This window comes from Roseicyclus amphidinii, from assembly GCF_030163755.1.
GTDB lineage: Bacteria > Pseudomonadota > Alphaproteobacteria > Rhodobacterales > Rhodobacteraceae > Roseicyclus > Roseicyclus amphidinii.
The window spans coordinates 13,726-25,757 of record NZ_JASJOE010000030.1; the positions used below are offsets into that span (position 1 = coordinate 13,726).

At 68.9% G+C, this 12,032-nt stretch carries 12 protein-coding genes and 1 tRNA gene; 7 read left to right on the forward strand and 6 right to left on the reverse strand.

Translation table 11 applies throughout. The annotated features are described in order from the left end of the window. Window positions 1-34: 34 nt before the first annotated feature. Window positions 35-409 (reverse strand): MerR family transcriptional regulator, encoded by a 375-nt coding sequence (locus QQK83_RS11295; RefSeq protein ID WP_284264307.1) that lies wholly within the window; start codon window positions 407-409, stop codon window positions 35-37. A gap of 158 nt (window positions 410-567) precedes the next feature. Between QQK83_RS11295 and QQK83_RS11300 the strand changes: the two genes are divergently transcribed. Genes QQK83_RS11300 through QQK83_RS11310 form a run of 3 tightly spaced genes read left to right on the forward strand, consistent with a single transcriptional unit; the run spans window position 568 to window position 2,841 of the window. After that, the gene (locus QQK83_RS11300) at window positions 568-1,017 is read left to right on the forward strand and encodes a PaaI family thioesterase (protein ID WP_284264308.1); all 450 of its coding nucleotides are present in this window, start codon (window positions 568-570) and stop codon (window positions 1,015-1,017) included. Then, window positions 1,014-1,523, forward strand: coding sequence for a PaaI family thioesterase (locus QQK83_RS11305; RefSeq protein WP_284264309.1), 510 nt, complete (start codon window positions 1,014-1,016; stop codon window positions 1,521-1,523). Before QQK83_RS11300 ends, QQK83_RS11305 begins: the two co-directional genes overlap by 4 nt. Continuing rightward, window positions 1,516-2,841, forward strand: coding sequence for an MATE family efflux transporter (locus QQK83_RS11310; RefSeq protein WP_284264310.1), 1,326 nt, complete (start codon window positions 1,516-1,518; stop codon window positions 2,839-2,841). Before QQK83_RS11305 ends, QQK83_RS11310 begins: the two co-directional genes overlap by 8 nt. A 164-nt stretch (window positions 2,842-3,005) precedes the next feature. Here QQK83_RS11310 and arsC read toward each other — a convergent pair whose 3' ends face one another. Genes arsC through QQK83_RS11325 form a run of 3 tightly spaced genes read right to left on the reverse strand, consistent with a single transcriptional unit; the run spans window position 3,006 to window position 4,731 of the window. Then, window positions 3,006-3,347 (reverse strand): arsenate reductase (glutaredoxin), encoded by a 342-nt coding sequence (gene arsC / locus QQK83_RS11315; RefSeq protein ID WP_349816229.1) that lies wholly within the window; start codon window positions 3,345-3,347, stop codon window positions 3,006-3,008. Further along, window positions 3,338-4,390 carry a quinone-dependent dihydroorotate dehydrogenase gene (locus QQK83_RS11320; protein ID WP_284264337.1) on the reverse strand — a complete coding sequence of 351 codons (1,053 nt, stop codon included), beginning with the start codon at window positions 4,388-4,390 and terminating at the stop codon, window positions 3,338-3,340. The genes arsC and QQK83_RS11320 overlap by 10 nt, the downstream gene beginning before the upstream one ends. 5 nt (window positions 4,391-4,395) lie before the next feature. Then, entirely contained in the window at window positions 4,396-4,731 is a 336-nt protein-coding gene (locus tag QQK83_RS11325) for a DUF952 domain-containing protein (RefSeq protein WP_284264311.1), read from the reverse strand. A 131-nt stretch (window positions 4,732-4,862) separates the two neighbouring features. Between QQK83_RS11325 and QQK83_RS11330 the strand changes: the two genes are divergently transcribed. The 3 genes from QQK83_RS11330 (at window position 4,863) to QQK83_RS11340 (ending at window position 7,496) form a co-directional block, all read left to right on the forward strand. Continuing rightward, window positions 4,863-6,473 carry a bifunctional metallophosphatase/5'-nucleotidase gene (locus tag QQK83_RS11330; RefSeq protein ID WP_284264312.1) on the forward strand — a complete coding sequence of 537 codons (1,611 nt, stop codon included), beginning with the start codon at window positions 4,863-4,865 and terminating at the stop codon, window positions 6,471-6,473. 170 nt (window positions 6,474-6,643) lie between these two features. Beyond that, the gene (locus QQK83_RS11335) at window positions 6,644-6,808 is read left to right on the forward strand and encodes a hypothetical protein (RefSeq protein WP_284264313.1); all 165 of its coding nucleotides are present in this window, start codon (window positions 6,644-6,646) and stop codon (window positions 6,806-6,808) included. A gap of 22 nt (window positions 6,809-6,830) precedes the next feature. After that, complete coding sequence (locus tag QQK83_RS11340; protein WP_284264314.1) at window positions 6,831-7,496, forward strand: SOS response-associated peptidase; 666 nt, start codon at window positions 6,831-6,833, stop codon at window positions 7,494-7,496. A gap of 17 nt (window positions 7,497-7,513) precedes the next feature. Here QQK83_RS11340 and QQK83_RS11345 read toward each other — a convergent pair. Continuing rightward, a tRNA-Gly gene (locus tag QQK83_RS11345) sits at window positions 7,514-7,587 on the reverse strand. 104 nt (window positions 7,588-7,691) lie between these two features. After that, window positions 7,692-10,997: a calcium-binding protein gene (locus QQK83_RS11350; RefSeq protein ID WP_284264315.1), complete on the reverse strand. Its 3,306-nt coding sequence runs from the start codon at window positions 10,995-10,997 to the stop codon at window positions 7,692-7,694. 126 nt (window positions 10,998-11,123) lie between these two features. Between QQK83_RS11350 and QQK83_RS11355 the strand changes: the two genes are divergently transcribed. Next, on the forward strand, window positions 11,124-12,020 hold the full coding sequence (locus tag QQK83_RS11355) for a homocysteine S-methyltransferase family protein (RefSeq protein WP_284264316.1): 897 nt from the start codon (window positions 11,124-11,126) through the stop codon (window positions 12,018-12,020). Window positions 12,021-12,032: the final 12 nt, after the last annotated feature.

Consider the following 12,032-nt stretch of genomic DNA (forward strand, 5'->3'; position numbering starts at 1 on the left):
CGGTCCGCGACGCATCCGCAGGCCGCCCGGACGGTCAGCTCCAGGAGGCCTCGGTCCTGTCGCGCATGCCCTGCAGCTCGTCGATGATCTCGTCCAGCTCGGCGCGCCTCTGGCGCAGCTCGCACAGCTGACGGTCGGCCAGCGCCAGCCAGGCCTCGCGCTGCGCACCGCCCTGCGGGTCGGCATCATACATCTCGAGCCATTGCCGGATCTCCTCGAGCGCGAAGCCCCAGCGCCGCCCGCGCAGGATCAGCGTCATCCGCGCCACCTCGCGCGGGCCGTAGAAGCGCGCGCGGCCCTCCCGCTCGGGAAAGAGCAGCTCGATATACTCGTAATGCCTGAGCGTGCGCGGCGTCACCTCGAAGCGCGCGCACATCTCCTTGAAGCTGAGGCGGGTTTCCTCTCGCATCGGGTCCCTCGCAGCTGTCCACCCGCACCGATCATACCGGGCATGACGCGCCGGGAAAAGCGCGCCCTCGTGCTCTTCGCGCGCCTCATGCCCCACGCGCCCTTGCGCCCGCCGCGGCCAGCGGAGAGATTGGCAGCCAAGGCACAAGGACGGCAGGGATGACCACCCACCCCGAGGACAAGGCCCGCATCGCGCGGCAGTTCATCGAAGCGATCCCGTTTTCGCGGGCGTTGCAGATGCGTCTCGAAGAGATCGGCAACGGCGTCGCGGTGATCTCGATGCCCTGGTCGGACGCTCTTGTCGGCGACCCCAGGGGCGGCGTGATCCACGGCGGCGCGGTGTCCGCGTTGATGGACACCTGTGGCGGGGCCGCCGTCATGAGCCACCCCGAGGCACTGGCGGGCACCGCCACCATCGACCTGCGCATCGACTACATGCGCGCCGCCGCCCCCGGAGAGCGCATCACCGCGCGCGCCGAGTGCTACCATCTCACCCGCTCTGTCGCCTTCGTGCGCGCCACGGCCTGGGACGCGGACGAGGACCGCCCGGTCGCCACCGCCACGGGCGCCTTCACCGTCGCGCGCGCCGGGGCAGGGGGCACCGCATGACCAGACGCCCCCCCGAACCCGTCGCCGTCATCAAGCAGCGCCGCGACCGCACGCTCGCGGCCCTTGTCGGCGCGGTGCCCTATATCGGCTTTCTCGGCGTCAGCTTCGACCGCCGCGGGGACGAGCTGACCGCGGTGCTGAACTACGACGACAAGCTGATCGGCAACCCGCTTTTGCCCGCGCTGCACGGTGGGGCCATCGCCTCGTTTCTCGAGGTGACGGCGATCATGGAACTGAGCTTCAACATGCTCTGGGACGATGTGGAGGAGGGGCGCATCGACCCCGACCGGCTCACGCCCGAGACCCTGCCGCGCCTGCCCAAGACCATCGACTTCACCGTCGATTACCTGCGCTCTGGCCTGCCGCGCGACGCCTATGCACGGGCGCGGGTGAACCGGCAGGGGCGACGCTATGCGAGCGTCCATGTCGAGGCCTGGCAGGACCAGCGCCAGCGCCTTTTCGCGCAGGCCACGGGGCATTTCCTGATGCCGTCCCGCGATGGCTGAGACCGCAGCAGGCGCGCCGCTGACGCATCGGCGCGTGCTGAAGATCGCGCTGCCGGTGGTGCTCTCGAACGCGACGATCCCGCTTCTGGGCGTGGTCGACACCGCCGTCGTGGGCCAGCTGGGCGACCCCGCGCCCATCGGGGCCGTCGGCCTCGGCGCGGTGATCCTCACCTCGATCTACTGGGTCTTCGGCTTTCTCAGGATGGGCACGGTGGGCCTTGCCGCTCAGGCGCTGGGCGCGGGCGACCGGGCCGAGGTCGCGGCGCTGCTCACCCGCGTCCTGCTGATCGGCGGCGCGGCCGGCCTTGCGCTGATGCTTTTGCAGATGCCGATCTTCGCCGCCGCCCTCTGGCTCTCGCCCGCCAGCCCCGAGGTCGAAAGCCTCGTGCGCGCCTATCTTCAGGTGCGCATCTTCTCGGCGCCCGCGGCCATAGCGATCTACGGCATCATGGGCTGGCTCATCGCGCAGGAACGCACGGGCGCGGTTCTCGCCCTGCAGCTCTGGCAGAACGGGCTGAACGCGGCGCTCTCGATCTGGTTCGTCCTCGGCCTCGACCTCGGCGTCGAGGGCGTGGCGCTCGCCACATTCCTCGCGGAATGGTCGGGGCTGATCCTCGGCCTCTGGCTCTGCCGCCGCGCCTTCGCGGTGCCCGCATGGCGCGACTGGGCGCGCATCTTCGACCGGGTGATCCTGTGGCGCATGGCGGCGGTGAACACCGACATCCTGATCCGCTCGGTCCTGCTGCTGCTCGGCTTCTCCTCCTTCCTCTTCTTCGGGGCGGATTTCGGCGACGTGACGCTGGCCGCGAACCAAGTGCTGATCCAGTTCGTCTACGTCACCTCCTACGCGATGGACGGCTTCGCCTTCGCCGCCGAGGCGCTGGTGGGCCAGGCCGTGGGCGCCCGCGCCCGCCACCGCATCCGGCGCGCGGCGATCCTGACAAGCCTCTGGGGGCTGGGCACCTGCGCGGCGCTGGCGCTGGCCTTCACGCTCGCAGGCGGTGCGCTCATCGACCTGATGACCAACGCCGAGGGCGTCCGGGCCGAGGCCCGCGCCTTCCTGCCCTGGATCGCGCTCGCGGTTCTGATCGGCTGCGCCTCGTGGATGCTCGACGGCATCTTCATCGGCGCGACCCGCACCCGCGACATGCGCAACATGATGGCGCTGAGTTTTGCGGGCTATGCCCTGCTCGTCGCGTTCCTCATGCCCGCCTTCGGCAACCACGGCCTCTGGGCCGCGCTGACCGGCTTCTTCGCGCTGCGCGGCCTGACCCTCGCCCTGCGCTACCCCGCCCTCGAAGGCGACGCGGCCCGCTGAAGCGACCCGCACCCGCCTTCATCTTCCCCCAAATACGGATCCCCGACCTCAGCGCTCCGCACCACCCCGAGGAAAACCGGGCGCACCCGCACCGCGTCAGCGGTGCCACCGCCGTCGCTGACGGAGGCCGCAGGCCGAGACGCGCGGCAAAGCCCCCTTCGGGGTCAGAGGAGGTCGAGGATCCTTTCTGGCGGTCGCCCGATGACCGCGCGATCTCCGGCGACAAGGATCGGCCGTTCGATCAGGATGGGATGGGCGGCCATGGCGGCGACAAGGGCGGTGTCACCGCCGTCGGCCAGGTCGAGATCGCGGAACAGACGCTCCCCGGTCCGCACCAGCCCGATCGCCGGGATCTCCAGCATCCGAAGCAGCTCGACGATCTCGCTCTCCGTCGGCGGCTCCTTGAGGTACAGCCGCACCGCGGGCGAAAGCCCCCGCTCGGTCAGCAACGCCAGCGCCGCGCGCGACTTGCCGCAGCGCGGGTTGTGCCAGAGCGTCAGAGCCACGCGTCCACCCCCGTGCCCGTCACATCGCCGATCCGCGCCACGCCCTCGGCGGCGCAGCGCTGATCCAGCCCCTCGGCGATCCGCGCGGCCAGCGTCAGCCCGCCATAGACCAGCGCGGTGTAAAGCTGCACGGCGGTGGCGCCCGCGCGCAGCTTTTCCCAGGCCTGTTCGGCGCTCGACACGCCGCCCACGCCGATCAGCGGCAGCCGCCCCCCGGTCAACCGGTAGAGCCGCGCCAGAACCCGTGTCGAGGCCTCGAAGAGCGGTTGGCCCGACAGCCCCCCCGCCTCGCCGCGGTGACGGCTGGCGAGCCCCTCGCGCGAGAGCGTCGTGTTGGTGGCGATGATCCCCGCCACGCCCGAGCCAAGCGCCACCTCGGCGATCTCGGCCAGCTCGTCACCGGTCAGGTCCGGCGCGATCTTGAGGAACACCGGGATCGGCCGCGCCAGCCCGGCGCGCGCCTCCATCACGCCGGCCAACAGCCCCTCGAGCGCCGCGCGCCCCTGCAGCTCGCGCAGCCGCTCGGTGTTGGGCGAAGAGACGTTGACCGTGGCGAAATCCACATGCGGCCCGCAGCGCGCCAGCACCCGCGCGAAATCGCCCGCGCGGTCGCGGCTTTCCTTGTTCGCGCCGAGGTTCAGGCCCACGGGCACCGCGGGCTTCGCGGCGTCAAGCCGCGCCGCGATGGCCTCCATCCCCTCGTTGTTGAAGCCGAAGCGGTTGATCGCCGCGCGATCCTCGGTCAGCCGGAAGAGCCGCGGTTTCGCGTTGCCGGGCTGGGCCAGGGGCGTGGCCGCCCCCACCTCTATGAAACCGAAGCCCGCGCGCGAGAGCGGCCCCACGGCTTCCGCGTTCTTGTCGAACCCCGCCGCCAAGCCCACCGGGTTCGGCAGGGCCATCCCCGCCAGCTCCACCCCCAGCCTTGGCGAGGTCACCGGCCCCGGCGCGGGCAGAAGCCCGGTCTGCAACGTCTTGATCGCCAGCCCATGCGCCCGCTCGGGCTCCATCCGCTGCATCACCGACAGGCCGAAGCGTTCCCACATCGCGGTCACATCCCCTCGGGAAAGACATGCACCCCGCCGACCAGCGGCAGGGGCGCGTGCCAGATCACGTCCGACCGGCGCAGGGGCGCGTAGAGATGCGGGAACTCCGCCCCCCCGCGCGACACCTCCCACTTCAGGGCCTCGCCAAGCGCCCCTGCGTCGAAGGCGGCAAGGATCAGGCCCTCTTCACCCGAAAAATGCTTCGCCGCCGTCTCGGCCACCTGCCCGGCGGTGGAGAAGTGGACGAAGCCATCCGCCACGTCCACCGGGGCGCCGGATGTCTCACCCAGCCGTTCAAGCTCTGCCCAGTCTTCGGGCCGAAGGATCTTGTAGATGTGCATGTCTTCCCATTGCCCGCCGCTGACGCGTCGTCAAGCCCGTCCCGGCGGCATCCGCCCGCTGCAGGCTGCTTTACTTGTCACATTCGGGCGGTAACACTTTCGACAGGGAATCCCATCAAAAGGAAAATGTCATGCTTTCGAGAATCCTCGGCTCCACCGCGATCCTCGCGGGGCTCGGCATGGCCGCACCGGCCGCGGCCGAGACCACGCTGCATATCCTGCACATCAACGACCTGCACAGCCGCATCCAGCCGATCAACCGCTTCGACAGCACCTGCCCGGCCGAGGATGACGCCGCGGGCGAATGCTTCGGCGGGGTGGCGCGCATCGCCACCGCGGTGAACCAGATCCGCGCCGAGCTGGAGGCCGCGGGCGAGAACGTGATCGTCCTCGACGCGGGCGACCAGTACCAGGGCAGCCTGTTCTTCACCACCTACCGCGGGGCCGCGGCGGGCGAGTTCATGGAGGCCATCGGCTTCGACGCCATGGCGCTCGGCAACCACGAGTTCAACAACGGCCCCGAGGGGCTGCTGCCGCTGCTCGACGCGGTCAGCTTTCCGGTCGTCTCGGGCAATCTCGACGTCACGCAGGACCCCACGCTGAACGGCCGCGTCGGCGATACCGTCGTTCTCGACGTCAACGGCACGCAGGTCGGCATCGTCTCGGCGCTGACGCTCGACACGCAGGAAATCTCCTCGCCGGGCGAGAGCGTGGCGTTCGAGGCCGAGGTCGAGGCGCTTCAGGCCGATGTCGACGCGCTCACCGCCGAGGGCGTCGAGATCATCATCGCGCTGACCCATGTGGGCCTGCCCGCCGACATCCGCATCGCCGAGGCCGTGACCGGCATCGACGTGATCGTGGGCGGCCATTCCCACACCTATCTCAGCCAGGACGACCCCGACCGCGACGGACCCTATCCGACCTTCATCTCGAACCCCGAGGGCATGATGGTCCCCATCGTGCAGGCCTATGCCTATTCGAAATACCTCGGCCATCTCGAGGTGACCTTCGACGACGCGGGCGAAGTGCTCTATGCCGAGGGCAACACCATGCTCCTTGACGCGAGCGTGACCCCGGACGAGGGCATCGCCGCCCGCGTGGCCGAGCTGGCCGGCCCGATCGAGGAGATGATGGGCGAGGTCGTGGGCGAAACGGTGGAGTTCATCGAGGGCGACCGCAGCGTCTGCCGCGCGATGGAATGCCCGATGGGCAACCTTGTCGCCGACGCGATGCTCGACCGCGTGGCCGACCAGGGCATCCAGATCGCCATCGCCAACGGCGGGGGCCTGCGCGCCTCGATCGACGCGGGCGAGGTGACGATGGGCGAGGTCTTCACCGTGCTGCCGTTCCAGAACACGCTGGCGACCTTCCAGCTGACCGGCGCGGGCGTGCTGGCCGCGCTCGAGAACGGCGTGAGCCAGGTCGAGGAAGGCGCGGGCCGCTTCCCGCAGGTCTCGGGCCTGCGCTTCGTGTGGAACCCGGCGGCCGAGCCGGGCAGCCGGATCGTCTCGGCCGAGGTCGACATGGGCGGCACCTGGGAGGCGCTGGACCCCGAGGCGACCTATGGCGTGGTGTCCAACAACTTCATGCGTGGCGGCGGCGACGGCTATTCCGTCTTCGCGCGCGACGCCGTGAACGCCTATGACTTCGGCCCCGGCCTCGAAGAGGTCGCCGCCACCTATATCGGCGAGAACAGCCCCTACACGCCCTACACCGACGGCCGGATCTCGACCGCGGAATAAGCATCTCAGAACATCATCCCGAGGCCGGCGCGGCATCCCCGCGCCGGCCTTTTTGCTGCCATGCAGCAAGAGCAAGGCGGCTTTGGAAAACCGTCAATTGTGAAACGCGTTAGCGCTACCACATTCTGCTCACGAGAGACGAAACGCCAATCCCGAAAGGAGCCGCCTGAATGACCTCGATCATCACCCGCCTGCGCAGCGCCGCCGCGAAACGTGCGGCCTATCACCGGACCGCCCGCGAGATCGCCAATCTGCCGCTCGACGTGGCGCTGGACCTTGGCATCTTCCGCGAGGATGCGGAAAAGATCGCCCGGACCCACGTTTACGGACGCTGACCGGGCGGGCTAGACTGCGCCCATGTGCGGGCGCATGACCATGACCCACCCCAACGACGCGATGGCGCGGCTGTTCGAGGCTGCGCCGTCGAACGACCTGCCGCCGGTGCCGCGCTACAACATCTGCCCGACGCATCCCGTGGCCGTGGTGACCGCGGGGCAGGGCGGGCGGCGGCTGCGCCCGATGCGCTGGGGGTTCGTGCCGCAGTGGTACAAGACCCCCACCGACGGCCCCCTCCTGATCAACGCGCGCGCCGAGACCATCGCCGAAAAGCCCGCCTTTCGCGCCGCCGTCCGCGCGCGCCGCTGCCTCGTGCCCGCCACCGGTTTCTACGAATGGACCAAGGATGACGCGGGCAACCGCCTGCCGTGGTATTTCGTGCCGAAGGACCGCGCGCCGCTGGTCTTCGCGGGCATCTGGCAGGACTGGACGAAGGGGGACCAGCCGATGACGACCGTCGCCATCGTCACCACGGGGGCAAGCGACTGGATGTCGGCGACCCACCACCGAGAGCCCGTGCGCCTTGCGCCGACGGACTGGGCGCGCTGGCTGGGCGAGACGGGCGAGAAAGCCGCCCCCCTGATGCAGCCCGCACCCGAAGGCTACTACGACCGCTGGCGGGTGGACGCGCGCGTCAATTCGAACCGGGCCGAAGGGGCCGTGCTGGTGGAACCGCTCGCGGCGTGACGGGGCAGGGGAGAGGCTGGAGCGGGCAGCGGGAATCGAACCCGCACCAAGAGCTTGGAAGGCTCGTGTGATACCATTTCACCATGCCCGCCTCTGACGCGGTGGGTAACCGCCCCCGCGCGATCCGTCAAGACGACTGCCGCGCGAGGCTGGACGCGCCACCCCGGGTAGAGGGCGGCGCGCCGGTCAAGGGGATCAGTCGAAGGCCCCGAACAGGAAGTCATCCGCGCCGATATCGCCCAGCACGACCCCTTCCAGCAGGATGGAACCCTGCGCGCTGGTCACCAGCACCCCTGCGCCGACGCCGGTCACCACCGCGCCGTCCCCGGCCGCGGTGATGGTCAGGTCGGCAAGCTCGAGGGCGAAGGCCGAGACGTCGATCCGCTCGCCATCCGCGTCGAAATCGCGGATCACGTCGGCGCCGTGGGTCAGGCCGAAGACGAACACGTCGGTGTCGAAGCCGCCGAACATCGTGTCATTGCCGGTGCCGCCGTCGATCAGGTCGCCGTCGCGGCCGCCGAAGAGCCGGTCATCGCCCGCCCCCCCGATCAGCGTGTCCGCCCCTGCCGCCCCGAAGAGACCGTCCTGCCCGTCGCCACCGTCGAGCAGGTCGTTGCCGACGTTGCCATACATCTGGTCGGCCCCGCCCTCGCCGTAGAGCGTGTCATTGTCGAGACCGCCCTGCATCAGGTCGAACTGTGCCCCGCCGTAAAGCAGGTCGTCGCCCGCGCCGCCGCGCAGCGTGTCGAAGCCGTCGCCGCCGTAGATCGTATCGTTGCCGACCTGGCCCACCACGAAATCGGTGCCTGCCTCGCCATGCAGCTCGTCATCCCGGTCGCCGCCGTAGATGCTGTCGGCATTGGCCCCGCCATAGATCAGGTCATTTCCGAAATTGCCGAACAGCGTGTCGAACCCGTCGCCGCCGTAGATCGTGTCGGCGTTCAGGTTGCCGCGGATCACGTCATCGCCCGCGCCGCCCTCGATCCAGTCGAAGCCCTGCCCGCCCGAGATCGTGTCATCGCCCGACCCGGTCGAGAAGAAGTTGTCGGCGGCGTCGCCGATCACGTTGGCGGCAATCGCGCCGGTGAACTCCAGCGCCTCGATCTCGTAGACCTCATCGGCGCCGTTCGGATTGCCCTGCGCGCCGGCGAAGTTGGTGGACAGGTCCAACTCGTAGACGAAAGCCCCAGCGGCGAAGCTGCTCACATCGACGACGAGCGTGTCGTGCCCGTCGCCGCCGATGTAGGCGTCGTTGCCGGTCAGCGCGACGATCCGGTCGTCGCCGTCACCGCCCACGAGGAGGTCGTCACCCGCCGTATCGATCAGCGTGTCGTTGCCGAGGCCGCCCAACAGCACGTCGGACTCAGCCGTGCCGGTCAGCAGGTCGTCGCCGCCCAGACCCAGCAGCACCGCCCCGTTCGCGCCGCCGTTCAGCGTGTCGGCGTCTTCGGTGCCGCGCACCTGTTCCAACGTCGCGTCGTTCAGCTCCAGCACCTCGACGCCGGTCACGGTGATCGTGTCCGTGCCGTTGCTCAACGTCGAATTGCCGAAATCGTCGATGATGAAGCCGACATCCTCGAGCGTGGAGAAGAACCGCAGCGTGTCGGTGCCCTCGCCGCCGTCGATGCTGTCATCGCCGCCCGTGTGGATGATCCTGTCGTCGCCCGCGCCGCCCGAGATCGTGTCATCGCCCGAACCGCCCTCGAGCAGGTTGTCGGCCGCATCCCCGGTGATCACGGCGTCAAGACCGCCGACGATCTGGATCGCCTCGATGTCCAGCAGCTCGTCGGCATTCGTCGGGTTGCCCAGCTGTCCGAAGATCCCGGTGGCCAGGTTCGCCTCGATGGTGAACAGACCCGGCGAAAACGCCGAGACATCCACGCGCAGCGTGTCGAACCCGTCGCCACCGTCATAGTAGTCGCTGCCGGTCGTGCCGATGATCAGGTCGTCGCCCTCGTCGCCGAAGATCAGGTCGTCACCGCCATTGTCGATCAGCGTGTCATTGCCCGCGCCGCCGATCAGCACGTCGGGGTTCTCGGTTCCGGTCAGAAGGTCATCGCCCTCGAGCCCCAGCAGAACGGCCCCGATGCTGCCCCCGCTCAAGCTGTCGTTCCCGGTCGTGCCGAGTTCGAGCGCGAAGCTCGCGTCGTTCAGTTGAAGCACCTCGATGTTGGAGGCGATCACCGTGTCGATCCCGTTCGAGATCGTCGAATCCCCGTTCGGCGCGATGACGAAGAAGAAATCCTCGTTCAGGTAGGAGTCGAAGAAGCGCAGCGTATCCTGCCCGTCGCCGCCATCGACCGTGTCGAGGTCCCCGGCCCCTTCGGAGGGGATGAGAAAATCGTTGCCGGCCCCGCCCGAGATCTCGTCGTCACCGACCCCGCCACTCAGGACGTTGTCGCCCGCGTCACCGATGATCGTGTCGTCGAAGGGGGTGCCGAAGACGTCCTCGATGTTCTGCAACGTGTCGGTGTTGCTCCAGCTGTCGACCGCAAACCCGTTCTCGAGGTCGACCTCGACGCCGATGCCGTCCTGCCCGAGGAATTCGTAATCCACCTCGTCGAACCCGCCGCCGCCGTCGATGAGATCGGCCCCATCGCCGCCTGCGAAGATGTTGTTGCCGTCATCGCCGATCAGCACGTCGTTGAAATCGGTGCCCGCGACGGCCTCGATGTTGGTCAGCTCATCGGTGTTGCCGAAACTGTCGGTCGCGCTGTTCGTCCCGAGGTTGACGGTCACGCCGTTCGGCCCGCCCTCCAGCACGTAGGCCACCGCATCGACGTGTTCGCGGTCGTCCTCGTCCAGGCTGCTGCCGCCGTCGATCGTGTCGTTGCCCGCGCCGCCGACGATCACGTCGGCACCGCCCCCGCCGCTCAGGCTGTCATTGCCCGCGCCGCCGTCGAAATACTCGCCGAAGTCGAAGCCGCTCCAGGTGTCCTGGTCGCTGAAGCTGTCCAGAGTCGGCCCAAAGATCGCGTCGAAGTCGATCGGTGCGCCAGGCGCGAAGGGGCCGCTCGTGACGGGGGCCACGGACTCGAGGCTGCCGAAGAAGGCGGCGAAGGCTGCAGGCGTGTTCGGAATGGCAAGGTCCGGGTCCGAGCTGGACAGCACGAAGACGTGATCGCGGTCTTGCTCGGGCGTCTCACCCTCGACGAAGATCGACAGCAGGACGGCGGTCTGTTCGGCATCTTCAGCGTCGCGGTAGGTGACCTCGAAGAAGAAGGTCGCGTTGCCCTGATCCTGCCCATACGGGCTGAGCGTGCCGAAGGAATTGACGTCGGGCGGGATCGTTTGGGTGTTGTCGGGGAAGAACGCCTCGGGGATCGAGGCCTCGGCAAGATCCAGTGTCAGGAAGCCCGGATTGGTCTCTTCGGTCGAATATTCATATGTCAGCAGCCGTTCGTCCGAGAAGACGATGGTAAGCTGCGTCGCCGCTTCGAAAACGACTTGAAAAACCGGATCAGGCGCAAGTGTCACGCCGTTCAGAACAAAGGTAGCCATACCCGCCATACCCCTTACAAAACCTTTGCGAGATGTTAACCGGATCGGCGGCGCGAATCCAAGACGCGTCGGGCCGAAAACATCGCGCCGAGGCAAGTTCGGCACCCCCTGCGGACTGGAGGACACATGAGCGTCACGCTACTGGACGGCGGCATCGGGCAAGAGATGGTGGCGCGCGCCGGTGACCGGCCCACGCCGCTGTGGTCGACGCGCGCGATGATGGATCACCCCGGCCTGTTGCAGGGCATCCACACCGATTACTTCGCCGCGGGGGCCGACATCGCCACGACGAACACCTACGCCATCCACCGCGACAGGCTTGCGCCCGACGGGCTGGAACACCTGTTCGCGCCGCTCCACGCCACCGCCCTGGCCGAGGCGCAGTCCGCGCGCGACGCGCATGGGGCTGGCCGCATCGCGGGCTCCATCGGGCCGCTCGCCGCGACCTACCGGCCCGAACTGCACCCCGACGCGGCCACCGCCGTGCCGCTTTACGCCGAGATGGTGCGCATGGTCGCGCCGGGCGCGGACCTCGTGCTGTTCGAAAGCGTCGCCTCGCTCAGCCATGCCGAAACGGCGCTTGCCGGGGCGGCAGCCGCCGCGACCGGCCTGCCGGTCTGGCTGTCGGCCACGCTGGATGACGAGGACGGCACGCGCCTGCGCTCGGGCGAGGCGGTGGCCGACCTGCTGCCGATCCTCGACGGCGGCGGCGCGGCGGCGGTGCTCGCCAATTGCTCGGCGCCCGAGGCGATGCCCCCCGCGCTCGAGGTTTTCGCGCGCTCCGGCCTGCCCTTCGGGGCCTATGCCAACGGCTTCACCATGATCACCAAGGCGTTCCTCGAGAACCGTCCGACCTCGGACACGCTGACCGCCCGGCGCGACATGGGGCCCGAGATCTACGCCGATCACGTCATGGCCTGGGTTGGACAGGGCGCGACCATCGTCGGCGGCTGCTGCGAGACGGGCCCCGCCCATATCGCCGAGATCGCACGCCGCCTGCGGGAGGCCGGGCTGCACGATTGAAGAATTCGATTG